At 67.0% G+C, this 13,923-nt stretch carries 11 protein-coding genes; 4 read left to right on the top strand and 7 right to left on the bottom strand.

Annotation, left to right across the window (positions count from 1 at the left end):
- Positions 1-25 precede the first annotated feature (25 nt).
- Together C8E99_RS00460 and mca are read right to left on the bottom strand one after the other, a co-directional pair.
- Positions 26-466 (bottom strand): hypothetical protein, encoded by a 441-nt coding sequence (locus C8E99_RS00460; RefSeq protein ID WP_115933096.1) that lies wholly within the window; start codon positions 464-466, stop codon positions 26-28.
- A gap of 141 nt (positions 467-607) precedes the next feature.
- Entirely contained in the window at positions 608-1,528 is a 921-nt protein-coding gene (mca, locus tag C8E99_RS00455) for a mycothiol conjugate amidase Mca (RefSeq protein WP_115933095.1), read from the bottom strand.
- 306 nt (positions 1,529-1,834) lie between these two features.
- On the opposite strand from mca, the gene C8E99_RS00450 reads away from it, so the two are divergent.
- The 4 genes from C8E99_RS00450 (at position 1,835) to C8E99_RS00435 (ending at position 6,145) form a co-directional block, all read left to right on the top strand.
- A complete protein-coding gene (locus C8E99_RS00450) occupies positions 1,835-2,302 on the top strand; it encodes a DUF4307 domain-containing protein (RefSeq protein WP_115930622.1) in 468 nt (155 codons plus the stop codon).
- A 240-nt stretch (positions 2,303-2,542) separates the two neighbouring features.
- Complete coding sequence (greA, locus tag C8E99_RS00445) at positions 2,543-3,034, top strand: transcription elongation factor GreA (protein WP_115930621.1); 492 nt, start codon at positions 2,543-2,545, stop codon at positions 3,032-3,034.
- 198 nt (positions 3,035-3,232) lie between these two features.
- Positions 3,233-3,877 (top strand): GOLPH3/VPS74 family protein, encoded by a 645-nt coding sequence (locus C8E99_RS00440; RefSeq protein ID WP_115930620.1) that lies wholly within the window; start codon positions 3,233-3,235, stop codon positions 3,875-3,877.
- A 312-nt stretch (positions 3,878-4,189) separates the two neighbouring features.
- Positions 4,190-6,145: an HNH endonuclease signature motif containing protein gene (locus tag C8E99_RS00435; RefSeq protein WP_115930619.1), complete on the top strand. Its 1,956-nt coding sequence runs from the start codon at positions 4,190-4,192 to the stop codon at positions 6,143-6,145.
- A 50-nt stretch (positions 6,146-6,195) separates the two neighbouring features.
- Here the strand turns inward: C8E99_RS00435 and ilvA are convergent, their stop codons facing one another.
- From ilvA to C8E99_RS15975, 5 genes are all read right to left on the bottom strand, one after another.
- A complete protein-coding gene (gene ilvA / locus C8E99_RS00430) occupies positions 6,196-7,470 on the bottom strand; it encodes a threonine ammonia-lyase (RefSeq protein ID WP_115933094.1) in 1,275 nt (424 codons plus the stop codon).
- Between the two features lie 26 nt (positions 7,471-7,496).
- Positions 7,497-9,278 (bottom strand): AI-2E family transporter, encoded by a 1,782-nt coding sequence (locus C8E99_RS00425; protein WP_245952003.1) that lies wholly within the window; start codon positions 9,276-9,278, stop codon positions 7,497-7,499.
- Positions 9,275-10,393, bottom strand: a complete 1,119-nt coding sequence (locus tag C8E99_RS00420; protein ID WP_115930618.1) for an aldose 1-epimerase family protein — start codon at positions 10,391-10,393, stop codon at positions 9,275-9,277. The genes C8E99_RS00425 and C8E99_RS00420 overlap by 4 nt, the downstream gene beginning before the upstream one ends.
- An 89-nt stretch (positions 10,394-10,482) precedes the next feature.
- Positions 10,483-11,373, bottom strand: coding sequence for a Bax inhibitor-1/YccA family protein (locus C8E99_RS00415; protein WP_115930617.1), 891 nt, complete (start codon positions 11,371-11,373; stop codon positions 10,483-10,485).
- Positions 11,374-12,516: 1,143 nt separating this feature from the next.
- A complete protein-coding gene (locus C8E99_RS15975; RefSeq protein ID WP_211308960.1) occupies positions 12,517-13,665 on the bottom strand; it encodes a hypothetical protein in 1,149 nt (382 codons plus the stop codon).
- Positions 13,666-13,923: the final 258 nt, after the last annotated feature.

Genomic DNA, 13,923 nt, shown 5'->3' with positions numbered 1-13,923 from the left:
GCGGTTCCGCGGTGGGTGTGGGTGATCAGTCACGGCCGGAGTCCGGGGCCTTCGGCTCCGGGGCGGGGCTGTCGAGGTAGCCCGGGTACTTCTTCTGGAGCCGGGCCCGCTGGAGATCGACGTCGGAGGCGGCTCGCGCGTCCGGGTCCACCTCGTCATGGGGATGGCGCACATCCTCCGGCAGGTGCCCCTGGTAGCGCTCGACGAGCATGTCCTCGGCCTGCGAGGACCGGTACTGCACCCGCCGGACCGACCGGACCATGAGGCGGATGACCACGATGGCCATGGCCACCATCAGCGCCGTGAACAGGAATCCCTCAATGCCGGGCGTGACCTCGGTCTGGTCGAGTCCGGGACGCAGCGTCGGTTCCTGCACCCCGGGCAACGGCTGTTCCGAGGCCTCGCCACCGCTGCTGGACGCGGGGGTGGCAGAAGGGGATACGGCAAGGGGGAGGAAGGCGATCACGGTCACCCAGTCTACCGTCCCCACACAACGGACCGGCCCGCAGCCGCCCCGCAGAAACCGTGCGGCCAACACGCGACTGCTCCACGGCAACCGTGCGGCCAGCTCGCGGTCAGCACGCAACCGATACCGGCCGGCGTCGGGTCAGCGCAGTCCGGTAAACAAGTCCGTCTCCGGCAGCGTGGTCTCCACGCGCGAATCGATCAGCACGTAGTCCTCCCACGGCCAGGTCCGCCGCAGCAGGGCATTCGGCGTGGCGAAGAACTGGCCCTCCGGATCGATCTGGGTGCGGTGGGCACGCAGAGCGTTGTCCCGCTGTTCGAAGTAGTCCGCCACGTGGATCTGGGTGGTGACCTGGTGGCGCGTCAGCCGGAACCGGGCCGGGGCGGTGGCGGACGGCCCGTCCTGCTCGGCAGCCTGGGCCTCGGCCCGCTCCTGCTCTTCCAAGAGCTTGCGGAACCACTCCAGCCGCTCCGTGTAGGGGGACTCCTCACCCGCCTCCAGGTAGGCCTCGTGCAGGGCCCGGTACTTGTCCGGGTTGAAGGCACGGTCGTAGTAGAGCTTGGACGGGGTCCAGGCCTCGCCCGTGCCGGGATACCGCTCCGGGTCCCCGGCGGCCCGGTAGGCCTCCACCGTGACCTCGTGGGACTTGATGTGGTCCGGGTGCGGGTAGCCACCGATCTCGTCGTAACTGATCAGCACGTGCGGACGGAACTCACGGATGACCCTGACCAAGGGGGCCGTTGCCTGTTCCAGGGGGAGGGTGCCGAAGCTGCCAAAGGGCAGTGGAGGCATCGGATCGCCCTCGGGCAGCCCGGAGTCCATGAAGCCGAGCCACCGGTGCTCGATGCCGAGAGCGGCCCCGGCCTCCTGCATCTCGGTCCGCCGCACGCCGGTGATATCCCGGTCCAGACGCACCGTGTCTCCGTAGCCCGGGTTGAGCAGGTCCCCCCGCTCACCCCCGGTACAGGTCACGACCATGACCTCGGCCCCGGCGGCCTCGTAGGCGGCCATCATGGCGGCGCCCTTCGAGGACTCGTCGTCCGGGTGGGCATGGACGGCCATCAGCCGCAGACCCTGGGACGCCGGCACTCCCCCGGCCTCGGGGACGGCATGGTGTTCTTCCGGCTCAACCGAGCCGTACGACGTCTGCCCCACGGACACCCCGAATTCCGGCGCAGCGATGCCGTCCCGGTGCTCCAGGTCGTCCAGATTGGTCGGGTTCGTACTGCTCACGTGGCCTCGGCTGCTTTCCCATCCCAGAGGTCGCCCGCCAGTGTCTGCGGGGTTCGGGACGGCATATTCGGGGACCGGTCGGTCCGGGGAATGAACTGCGGTGGACGGTGACGCGCCGGGATACCATGGAGTGATATGACTTCTACACCCCAGACCTCGGCGGAGCCTGCTCCGGTGGACAGCCTAGCGAACCGATATGGGCGTCCCCAACGGATCCGCCCCTCGTTCGCTCAGCGCTGGGGAAAGTGGATCGCGGCGGTAGCCCTCGTCCTGGCCGTGGGGGTCGCCGTGTGGTTCACGGCCTCAGCCAACGCCCAGACGCTGGGCTGGAAGGACGTCGGGTTCTCGATCGAGTCCCCCACACAGGCCTCGGTGCGGTTCCAGCTCACGAAGGACCCCGAGGACACGGTCCAGTGCGCCATCCAGGTGCTCTCGGAGGAGAAGGCCGTGGTCGGCTGGCGTACCGTCACCATCGGCCCGGAGACGGCGTCCGAGGAATCCGACCCGTCGGACACCACGAAGTACTACGACGTCGGCCTGCGCACCGATGCGCTCGGCGTGAATGGCGGCGTGAACGCGTGCTGGCTCCCCGAGGACTCGTGAGACGCACATCACCTCGAATATGACGTTTCTGAAGCACATCCGTTAGAATCAGGAGCAGTACGTTTCAACCCCGCCTGTCAGGGGCTTCCCGTGGAACACCGGGTGGCTCCGCCGGCGGGGTTCTTGCATGATCGCGCCCCGGGCCGCACTAGGCGGCTCAGCATCATGTGCGGCAGCCCCGGCAGTCCCTCAGGCAAACCGGATGGCCGCTGACGAGCAATTCGAAGGAGACACGCGTCCATGAGCAACACCGATAGCGCTCCCTGGCTGACCCAGGAGGCCTACGACCGCCTGAAGCAGGAACTGGATCAGATCTCCGGACCGGGCCGTCAGGAGATCATCGACCGCATCGAGCAGGCTCGCGAAGAGGGTGACCTCAAGGAGAACGGCGGTTACCACGCCGCGCGCGAGGAGCAGTCCAAAAACGAGGGCCGCATCATCGAGCTCAAGCGACTGCTCGAGACCGCCCAGGTGGGCGCTGCCCCGGCGGACAACGGTGTGGTGGAGCCCGGCATGGTCGTGGAGGCCAAGATCGCCGGCGACCTGGAGGCCTTCCTCTTCGGCAACCGCGAGATCGCCGATGACAAGGACTCCATCACCGTCTACTCCGAGCGCTCCCCACTGGGTGCCGCCATTCAGGGCTCCAAGGTCGGCGACAAGCTGACCTATGCCGCTCCGAACGGCAAGGACATCGCGGTTGAGATCGTCTCCGCCAAGCCGTACAAGCCCTGATCCCCATGCGGGCGGACCTCTGGCACTGACGGCCCGGTCCGCTCGGCAGGGCGCATTCCCTGCACACCGCTTTCCCGACGGCGGCGCACCGGTTCCCCGGTGCGCCGCCGATCTCGTGGGTGAGGTTGCTGGTGGGGCGGGTGACATAGCGGCCAGCGGGACGCGACGGCCAGCCCGGCACCTTGTTAGGTTGGTGGCATGCTCATCGTCGAAGAGATGTACCTGCTGCTGACCAAGGACCACGGCACGGCCGGCCGAGCGCGGGGATACCGCAGTTACGGGCTCACGGCGGCCGCCCTCGCTGACCTCGCCGAGCTCGGGATGATCGAGATCGCCCGGGAGGGCAAGGACCCGCAGGTCACCGTGGTGCGGGCCGGGATGACCGGCCACGCCTCGCTGGATGCCGTCCTGCCGGCCCTGGACTCGATGTCGGGGCAGAAGATCTCCACGCTGGTCGGCCGGTCCCAGCTCAACCCGGACACGGCTGTGGGCCAGAGCCTGGCCCGGCAGGGCATCGTGACCGAGGAGTCCCGCTTCCTTCGCGGGCCTCACTTCATGATCACCAGTCCCGCCCCGGAGATCGCCCTGCGTGAACGGCTGGGTCAGGTACTGGCCGGCGACCGTCAGGCCACCCTCGCCGAGGCGACGGAACTCGGCCTCCTCAAGGCCCTCAACGTGGCCCACGGTCTACTGGGCCCCGCCCGCGGCCAGCTGGACCGACGCGAGTTGCCCCGGCGCATCGAGGAGATCGCCCACGGGATTCCGGCCGTGGAGGCCGTCAAATGCCGGGTGGACCCCTTCACCGCGTCCACCATGGCCACGGTCGCTACCAACGCTGGCTGAGAGTCCGCAGGCACGATCCCAGCCCGCTTCGATCCTCATTCAGCCCTGACCCCAGCCCTCACCCCAGTACTGACGGACCCCCAGTTCTCATCCCAGTACTGGCCCCAGCTTTCATCCCACTCCTGAGCAACCGAGTACGCATCTCTTGGTCCGCTTCGTCCTCCACGCTGTCCTCCACACCGCCCATTTTGCGGCGTGCCGACCACATCTTGAGCCCTCAGCCCTTAACTTGTCCGCCGCTCATGTTCGAATACCAGTACTAGTCGATCACGGCTGGTGGAAAGCGGTTCAAGGCACAGGACGGGAGGGTCCATGGCAGATGGTGATGAGCTGGCTAAGCTGCCCCTGCCCGAGCTATTGGCGCAATCCCGCGCCTTGGCCGCCGAACTCTCGTTGCGGTTGGCTGACCCAGGGCTGGCGGATCGGCTGCCCCGCCTCCGGCAGGACCCGGCAGTCGACCGTAGTGATGACTGGGGCCTCTACGCCCATGCGGACCGTCCCACCCCTGAGGCTGGCGGTTTCAGGGACTCGGACGGCTCCGGCAGGGCCGGGTCGCGTGGCGGGGACATGCACCTCGGCAGAGCTTCTAGCTCCGAGGACGCATCGGGTCTTGACCACGAATCGGGCAACCTAGACGACGTGGGCTCCGCGCGCAACGAAGCGGTGACCGGGTCCTTGCCGGAGTTGCATGTGGGCGTGGAGGCGCTGGCACGCGCCATCGACTCCGCCCGGACCGCCCTGGCTGGGCACACTGACCGGATTTTCGAGGCACACCAACTTCGGGAGGAAATGTTGGGCATCCCGCCCGGAAAGTGTGCCTTCAGGAACGGCGCAGAATACTTGCGTGACCTCTTGCGGATCGACCGTCGCGAGGCGAAGTCCCGGCTGGCCCGGGCCGCGCACACCATGGCGTCGCTGACACTGGACCGAACCACCGTGATACCCGCCGATATGCCAGTCCTGGCCGAGGCGCTGCAGACAGCCGAGCTGGGCGAAGCAGCGGTGGACATGATCGTGGGAACGATCGCCTCCGCCCGACGCGAGGCCGTCCTGGCAAACACGGCGCCCGGGACCGTAGATGACCTTCTCGCTGACGGTGAACGGCTGCTGGTCGCCCAGGCCCGGGATCTGGATCCGGACACGCTGAGAAAGGTCTGCGCGCACTGGCGGCAGCGTTTCGAAGCCGTGGTCAATCCAGACGGTTCCGAACCGAATGACGCCCAGCTCAAGGCCATGCAGGGCCTGTTCTACCGCGGTCCGGGCAAGGGACTGCATCAGTGGACACTGCTGGCCAACGACGCCCAGCATGAGGTCCTCAAGACGGTGGTCTCCGCTGCGTCCAGCCCCCGGAAGACTCGCGCCGACGGCAGGATGGACCCGAAGGGTCGGAACCATGACCGAACCGGCACCAACACTGGTACTGACACCAACGCTGGCGTCGACGTCGAAACTGACACCGAGAATGCAGACTGTGCAACCGAACTGGCCACGAATGAAGCCCTCGACGGACGTAGCCGGGCCCAGCGAGAACTCGACGGGCTCGTCAGTGCTTTGACGGGCGCACTGGCCCTCGTCGGCATCGGTCCTGAGACGGGCATGGGCGCAGACGGCCGCAGCATCGGGAACACCAACCCGACGGACACCGCACAGTCTGGACCCAGAGGCCGGGCCCGGCCCCAGATCATGGCTGTCATCGACTACGAAACCCTGTTCGCCCAATTCGACGCTGCGGATGACGTGCACTCCGAAGACCGGATTCCACGAAGCGGCCCGAGCGGATCATCCGGACTCCTCGGTCCACCCGGTCCACCCGGTCCACCCGGACGTCATGATCGGACGATCTCGACCACGTCCTACGTGGGAGACATCAATCCACAGACGATCCGACAGCTCGCGTGCGAAGCCGATCTGATCCCGGTCGTGCTGGGCGGCAGCGGCGAGGTCCTGGACGTGGGCCGCTCCAAGCGGTTGTTCACGCCTCAGCTCAGGCGCGCCATCACCGCCCGGGACGGCGGTTGCACGGCACCCGGTTGTTCGATTCCGGCACCGTGGTGCGAGGCGCACCACATCCACCACTGGGAGGATGGCGGCACGACGTCGGTGGAGAACGGGGCACTGGTGTGCTCACACCACCACCACGCCGTTCACGCCGGAGCCTGGGAGATCTCCGTCCGCCGGGGCATCCCGTGGTTCGTCCCCGCCCGGTACCTCGACCCCGAACGGCGGCCCCGCCGCAACTTCTATTGGCGTCCCGGTCTGGCGGCTTAGACGTGGTGCCCAAGGGTCAGGATGCGTGAGCGGCTCAGAGACGAAGCCGTCTAGTGCTGCACGATCGGCTGGTAGCCGGAGGAGCGCAACCGGCCCAGGACCTGCTCGGAGTGCTCAGGTCCGCGGGTCTCCATGTCGATCGTGATGGTGACGTCTCCCATGCTGAGTGAGCCGCCGATGCGGCTGTGGTCCACGCGGGTAACGTTGGCCTCGGTCTCGGAGATGATCCGGGAGATGTTGGACAGCTCTCCGGGACGGTCTCGCAGGGAGATCTTGACGGTCAGGTAGCGACCGCCCGCGGCCAAGCCGGACTGGATGACCTTGAGCATCAGCATCGGGTCCACGTTGCCGCCGGAGAGCACGGCCACGGTGTGCTTGGACTCGATCCCGAGTTCGGCCAACTTGCCCTCCAGCAACGCGGCCACGCCCACCACACCGGCGGGCTCGACCACCATCTTGGACCGCTCCAGCAAGAACACCAGCGCGTTGGCGATCGCGTCCTCGGACACGGTGACGACCCCATCCACGAGTTCCTTGATGATCTGGAAGGGAATCTGGCCAGGCTTGCCCACGGCGATGCCGTCGGCGATGGTCGAGACGTGAGAGAGCGGCACCACGGCGTCCGCGGCCAGCGACGGCGGGTAGGCCGCGGCGTTCTCCGCCTGGACGCCGATGATGTTGATGTGCCGGCCCTGACGGCGGGCCATCTCCTTGATGGCCACGGCCACGCCGGCGAGCAGGCCGCCGCCACCGATGCCCAACACCAGCGTGTCCACCTCTGGATCCTGTTCGAGGATTTCCAAGCCGATCGTGCCCTGGCCGGCCACCACGTCGGCATTGTCAAAGGGGTGGATGAAGACCGAGCCGGACTCGTCCGCATACCGTTGCGCCTCAGACAGGGCCTCATCCACGTTGTTGCCGTGCAGTATCACCTCGGCGCCGTGGTCCTTCGTGGCCTGCAACTTCGGCAGCGCGACGCCGCGGGGCATGAAGATGGTCGCCTTGATCCCCAGCTTGGAGGCCGCCAGGGCCACCCCCTGGGCGTGGTTGCCGGCGGAGGCCGCCACCACCCCGCGGGCGCGCTCGTCCTCGGAGAGCTTGGCCATCCGGACGTAGGCGCCACGCACCTTAAAGGAGCCGGCACGCTGCAGGTTCTCACACTTGAGGTGAACCACGGAGCCGGTGAGTCTGCCCAGGGCCCTGGAGTGGTCCAGCGGCGTGGGGACGATGACCCCGTCCAGCAGTTGCCGGGCCTCCTCAATGTCCGCCAGGGTGACGGGAAGTCCCGGGAGTTCCGCGCGGTCGGCAGCCGTACCCGTCGCGATATCTGCACTGCTCTGGGGGGTGGTGATCACTGTGGTCCTCCGTTTCGGTCCGGCCGGCGGCCGGAGTGGTCCATCCCCGTATTCTCCTCCCCCGCGGACCCACTGCCGCGAAGATTGCCGGAGGTGCCGGATCCGGGGTCGGCATTGGCACCGGTATCGGCCTCCGGGCCACCACCGAGTCCAGCACCGGGGCCGGCGTCGAGACTGGCATGAGGGCTGGCGCTAGCGCTGGCACCAGGGCTGGCATCAGGGTCTGTGTCAGAGTCGGTGTCAGAGTCGGTGTCAGCACCCGCGGCGCGATCCTTGCGGAAACGGCGAGGCAGGAAGCGCGAGCGGGACTGTGTCCGCTTGAGCTGGCGGCGGGCCTGACGTCGCCGCCTGGCTGACAGGGCACTCTTGGCAGCGCTGGGAGCGCCGCCACCAGGGCTGCCGGAAACTCCACCGGCGCCGTCGTCGCCGTCGTCACCGGATTTGCCGGATCCGCCAGCACCGCTCGTGGCCCTGCGGACCACGCCGTCGATGGTCACATAGGCCCGGCCCCAGGGCCCCTCGAGACCGGCAGCCCGGTCCTTGAGCCCAGCAGCGCGTTCCTTGAGCCGGGTATCGCGGTAATCCGAGGCCGCCGCGGGTTCAGGTTCGTCCTCGAGCCACGGCTTGGCGTGGAAGTACTTGATGGTGGCGTTCAGGAAGGCCATCAGCGGCACGGCGAAGATCGCGCCGACCAGGCCCATGACCGCGGTGCCCCCGGCCACGGCCAGGAATACGGCCAGCGGGTGCAGGCTGACCGCACGCCCCATGACCAACGGTTGCAGGACGTTGCCTTCGATCTGCTGGACCAGGAGCACCACGCCGAGCATGATCAGGGCGTTCACCCAGCCGTTGGCCACGAGCGCCAGCAGCACGGCCACCGCGCCGGTCAGGAAGGCACCCACGAGGGGGATGAACGAGCCGAAGAACACCAGCACACCGAGGGGCAGAGCCAGCGGCACGCCGAGGATCAAGGCGCCCAGTCCGATGCCCAGGGCATCGACGAACGCGACGAAGATCTGGACCCGGACGTAGCTGCCGAGGGAAGTCCAGCCGACATCTCCGGCGCCGTTGATGGCATTGCGATGGCGGGCGGGGACGAAGTTCAGGCAGAACCGCCAGATCCTCTTCCCGTCATAGAGGAAGAAGATCAGCGCGAAGACGGCCAGCACCGTGCCGGCGGCGATGTTGCCGGCGGTGGAGCCGAAGCCCAGAGCACCCGAGAGGATGGTCTGGCTGTTGGCCCGGACCGCCTCGCCGAGGTCCGAGAGGATGTCGTTCCACTGGTCCGTGGTGACGCCGAAGGACTCCAGCCAGACGACGATGCCCTGGACCCCCACCACGATCTGGTCCCGCATGTCCGTGAATCCCACGGCGAGCTGCTGGCCGACGAGGGTGAGCAGGCCCAGGATGAGGACGATGAATCCGAGGATGACGCCGGTCACGGACAGGCCGCGCGGGATGCCCCAAGCCACGAGCCGCTGGTGGATCGGCGAGAGGAGGGTGGACAACAGGGCCGCCACGATCAGGGGGATGACCAGGAGGGAGACATGGCTCAGCAGCCAGATGCCTGCCCCGGCCATCGCCAGCACCAGTAGCACCCGCCAAGACCAGGCAGCGGCCACCGTCAGCCCGTAGGGAACGTCTGCGGCGACCCTGTTGGCCTGGTCGGGCGCTGTCAGGAGGGGGTCCGGCACCCGAGCCTCAGGCTGGGGGCCCGGTACTTCGGGCAGCCCGGGACCCGGAGCGTCCGGCGCCCCGGACTCTGGGCGAGTACTCAATGGACTGCCTCCTCAGCGTGTGGACGGTCGTGTGAGAGATGAGAGGAACGGTTCGGTGGACGGTGCTGGGAGATGCCCCAGGCGGCGCCCAGGTGCTCCCCCGGACCGATCCACACCAGTCCGTCGCCGCTGTTCAAGGCGTTGGCCGGAGCCGTCATCGGTTCCACCGCCACGGCCCGGTGACGGCCGGGGAACCGGTCCGTGAAGAAGACGTGGACATAGCCGAAGGCCGGGTCCGTCCAGAGCTCCACGCTACGCCCATCCGGCGCGGAGAGCGTGTGGTGATGACGGCCGTCCTCGCCGGGCTCCAGATCGGTGAACGCCGCGTCGAGCAGGCCGGTGCCCACCGGCCGGCCCTCACGAAAGTCCTCGGCCGTGCCCTGAACCGAGACCATCCCGGTGGGGATGAGCCGATCATCGGACAGCACCCGGGCGGCCGCCCGCAGAGTCAGGATCAGTTCCTCGCTGGGAACGTCCCCGATCCGCAGGAAGGGGTGGGCGCCGAAGGCGACCGGGGCCGGCCGGCCGGAATGGTTGGTGAGCTGCTGGTGGACGGTGAGGGCGCCGTCGTCGTCCAGGGTGTAGGTGACCTGGTGGGTGAGGCGGAATGGGTAGCCGTGCTGAGGGTGGATCTCGCCGCGCAGGACCACCATGCGGCCCGTCTGCTCGGCCGGGACGAACGCCGTGTTGCGCAGCAGTCCGTGGCTGGCGTTGGAGCGGGACGGTTCCGTGAGGTCGAGCTGCTGGGTGGCACCGTCCAGCGTCCAGCGACCGTCCCGCACGCGGTTGGGCCACGGGCACAGCTGGATGCCACAGGCCGAGGGCGGAATCTCGTCCGGGCCGTAGGTCTCCACCAACGCCGTCCCCTCCACCTCATAGCGGCGCAGGGCACCGGCCAACGAGGTGATGATGGCCTCGGCCCCGCCATGGCGCAGCACGTACTGGGTACCCGTCGCCGCAGGCCCGCCGAACTGCGGCCCGGCACGCTGATCGGCAGGCTGATCGGCAGGCCGGTCGAAGGGCTCACGGGACGACTGCCCAGAGGGTTCACCGGAGGGCAGGCCGGAAGACAGGCCGGAAGACAGGCCGGCGGGACGGTTCTCGGACTCGTTCATGGCTCCATTAACCCAGAATCGGCCGGCCTCGTCCGGATTGTTCCTCCCGGACGGGGCCAGCCGATGGCTGTGGACGGTTCAGTGCGTGGTCAGTCGTTGCCGCGCAGGATCGCCAGGATGCGCAGGATCTCGACGTAGAGCCACACGAGGGTCACGGTGAGGCCGAAGGCCGCGGACCAGGAGTACTTCTGCGGGGCCCCGGCCTTGACGCCCTGGGTGATGGCGGTGAAGTCCATGATCAGCGAGAACGCGGCCAGGAACACGGCGAGGAGGCCGATGCCCAGACCCAACAGCGGGAACTCGCCGCGGAGGCCGAACATGGCGTCGGTGACACCGAAGAGCATCAGGAACAGGTTGACCACGGAGAACAGCGCGTAACCGATCATCGCGACCATGAAGATCTTCACGGACTTCTTGGAGACCCGCCATTTGCCGGAGGCGAAGAGCGCCAGGGTCACGGCGAACACGCAGAGCGTGGCCAGCACGGCCTGGACGGCGATGCCCGGCCACATCTGCTCGAAGACACCGGAGATGCCACCGAGGAACAGGCCCTGCGCGGCCGCATAGAGCAGGATGAGCACGGGTGAGGGCTCGCGCTTGAAGGCGTTGACGAGCCCCAGGACCAGGCCGACGATGGCGCCGGGCAGCATGAGGGCCGGCATGTTCCAACCCACGGCCGCACCGGCCACGACGAGCAGCAGGGTGATGACGGTCTTGGCGATGACGTCGTTGTAGCTCATCCGGCCCGTGTCAGCGGGACCCGCGGCGGGCTGGGCGTACATCTGCTCCAGCTGCTCCGGGGTGTACTGCTGGCCCTGCGGAGCCTTCTGGCCCTGCTGACCGAAATAGCCCTGCTGGGCCTGGCCTCGGGAGCCGCCCTGATACCAGCCCGGCGCCTGCTGCGTGGCGGCGCCACCCCGACCGTCACCGGAGTGCATCTGTTCCTGGAAGTTCTTGCTGTTGAAGACGGGGTTGGCCACTGGCCATCTCCTCTGCTGGTCGCGTGCGGTCCACGGTCGTGCTCTCCGGCCCGGGTGGCGCGGCATGGACGTGATGGGGACTGCTATCAGTCTATCTGCCGAACCTGAAAAGCAACCTGACAACGGACGGCAGCCCCTCCCCTCCGCTGACGGCTTAATGGGCGGTGGCGGCGAACAGCGGTGCCGGGCGGCCGGAGTGGAAGTCCGGACAGTGCCCCCAGTGGGACTCGAAACCTCCCTCAATCCTACTTGGGCGCAGACTTCCCTAAGATTCCGGGGTTTCTGATGCGGTGAGATTAGTGGAAATCGGGGTAGCTGTGGGCAAAGTGTGGGCAAAACGTGGGCACGACAGCAAGCTTCAAACAGGGGCGCCGTCGAACGGCAAGGACGAAGATTTCTCGGACGTTCGAGCCCATGGAAGTCCGCCGGGCCGAACGCCCACCCTGTCTATGGCCGAACGCTTCTCCAGCACTCAGGAGGTGGACTCGGGATGGTTTGGGTCCGGCCATCCGGACCCACCATGGTGTGTACTTGATGCTCTTGAGCCTTGCCCACACCGGTTTTCAAGTTTCGGCGCCCCCGGAATGGCGGGTTTCGGGCAGTTTCACTGTGTTCCAAGTTCCCCGGAATCACACGGAATCTGGCCCGTCTCGTACCTCCTCGTGATGGGACGTTACTGCGACTGTGGCCACAGAATGGCCACAGTCGGGACCACGATTCTTCACAACTTCTTAGGGTGAGGGCGCATTTGGATCGGCAGAGGGTACCGCCGCACCCGGCATGGGACGCTGGAAGACCGGGGCGGTGTTTGGCCACGAAGTGCCCAGGGTCTCAGATATCTCCCTGAGCCGTAGTCACTCCATGACCTCCAGGTCCTCTTGGTCACCGCCAGCCTCGCCGGCAAGAATCTAGTCAAGCCCCGGGGACTCTCGGGTCGGGGCGACACGAGGCTCATCATCGAAAGACACGAACGGTCGCATGTCAGTCGCCATATCGTCTTGAGCGCCGAGTCCCATCCTGCGCAATAGCTCCGACGTCGATTTGACGCTGCTACGACCGCAATGAATCAACGTAGTCGCGTTTCCCGAGGGCGCCGCACCGGGCCGGCTCATTTTAGCCCGGTGCGGCGTGCTTGTTACGTCCTTAGGCAGTGGTGCTCCCGGCTACAGGTTCGAGACCCCAGTCCCGCACACCTCTGCCGTCAACGAAGCGCCACTCCGCGCGGCATCTATCGCAGTCGATTTGCACGTCGTGCTCCCGGAAGCCCGGCACATTGTCGTGCTCTTCGATGATCCTCCCGTCACCACAGGGGCACAGGTATTCGTATCGCGCCACGGTCCCGGCACCCGCGCCCCATCCCTCATGGCCATGCGCGTCTCCGCCGGTTTGCTCCGTCCGCACGGGTACTGCGGATGGCACCGTCGTCATCCACTCTGCGATCGCGCTGACTACGGAGTCATAGGCTTCGGGTGAGTGTGGAATCTCATGGAAAATCGCCAATAGCTCGTCAGGGGTACGTGCGATGCGGTGGTGGCTGACTCGGATGCCCGCGGCGTAGTCGCCCGCGAGATCGCCGACGACGTCATCGCGGCCCACTTGCAGAATCAGCCAGTCATGGAACGGAGCTGCTTCGTCCACAAGAGTTGACTGGACCCAGCGAGCTGTAGTGGGGTCGCCTGCGGCCGCCTTCGCAAGTTCGGTCTGTAGGTGTGCGTATCCGTCGGGGCGGTAGTGGTCGGCATGCGGTCGGGTCTGCCCAGGGCCGACCATTCGGCGAACATAGTCGTGCCCGCGCTCCGACACACCGATCAGGAGGTTCAGGCCAGCGTCATCCGGGGCGGCGACCCGAAGTCCCACCGCCGCTGCCGCCCAGATCAGTCGACCGTTGGATACGTAGGAGCAGTGTGGGCGGAGAAACCACTCAGCGGTGTGCTTCAAGGAGTAGCTGCTCACCTCTGGCGCCGTGGCGTCCGAGGCGGGCATAAGCATCCGGAGCATGTCCGTGATGAGGGCGAGCTCGATGAAATCGGTCTTGCCGTTGAAGCTCCACGGCAATTCCGAAAGGTAACCGCCCTCGCCGAGGATCGGGTCGCCATCGTGTGCACCGATGAGTTCGTGATCGTCTAGGACGGCGATCAGTTGCCGTGCGCTGACTCGTTCGCCAAGGAACCCCTGAGCGACCGGTGAGCTCATCTGTCGCAGCGCAGCATTATATGTCGTGCCTGTGAAGGCTGCCCACGCGCGCGCGTCCCGCTGGAGTTCACGATTGTGGGTGTGGTTGTCGGAGGTCATCTCAATCTCTGTTCCGGGCCGTGCACCCCACGCCTGCCAGCCCTGGGGCATGAGAGAGATCTCAATCCAACAGGTATAGTTTCTCTGGATCGGCCACCGTTGTCCTCATCGTCTTCGTCGCGTGGGGACTCAGACTCGGAGAGAGGCAGTCCAGACTGCCGAGCCACATTATAGCAGATGGAATCGCTGCACGTCAACCGCAGTACGAGGGTGGTCAGACTCCCAATAAAGAGTGGGTCCCATGTCGGCGCTGCAGCT

Origin of the sequence: Citricoccus muralis (assembly GCF_003386075.1) — a bacterium.
In the GTDB taxonomy this organism is placed as follows: Bacteria; Actinomycetota; Actinomycetes; order Actinomycetales; family Micrococcaceae; genus Citricoccus; species Citricoccus muralis.
This window is presented reverse-complemented; position numbering and strand designations above follow the sequence as displayed.

Excerpts from the sequence above, each read along its gene's own strand:
- mca (WP_115933095.1), bottom strand. The coding sequence starts at position 1,528 with ATGGCCGTCCATGCCCACCCGGACGACGAGTCCTCGAAGGGCGCCGCC.
- C8E99_RS00450 (WP_115930622.1), top strand. The coding sequence starts at position 1,835 with ATGACTTCTACACCCCAGACCTCGGCGGAGCCTGCTCCGGTGGACAGC.
- greA (WP_115930621.1), top strand. The coding sequence starts at position 2,543 with ATGAGCAACACCGATAGCGCTCCCTGGCTGACCCAGGAGGCCTACGAC.
- C8E99_RS00440 (WP_115930620.1), top strand. The coding sequence starts at position 3,233 with ATGCTCATCGTCGAAGAGATGTACCTGCTGCTGACCAAGGACCACGGC.
- C8E99_RS00435 (WP_115930619.1), top strand. The coding sequence starts at position 4,190 with ATGGCAGATGGTGATGAGCTGGCTAAGCTGCCCCTGCCCGAGCTATTG.
- C8E99_RS00420 (WP_115930618.1), bottom strand. The coding sequence starts at position 10,393 with ATGAACGAGTCCGAGAACCGTCCCGCCGGCCTGTCTTCCGGCCTGTCT.
- C8E99_RS15975 (WP_211308960.1), bottom strand. The coding sequence starts at position 13,665 with ATGACCTCCGACAACCACACCCACAATCGTGAACTCCAGCGGGACGCG.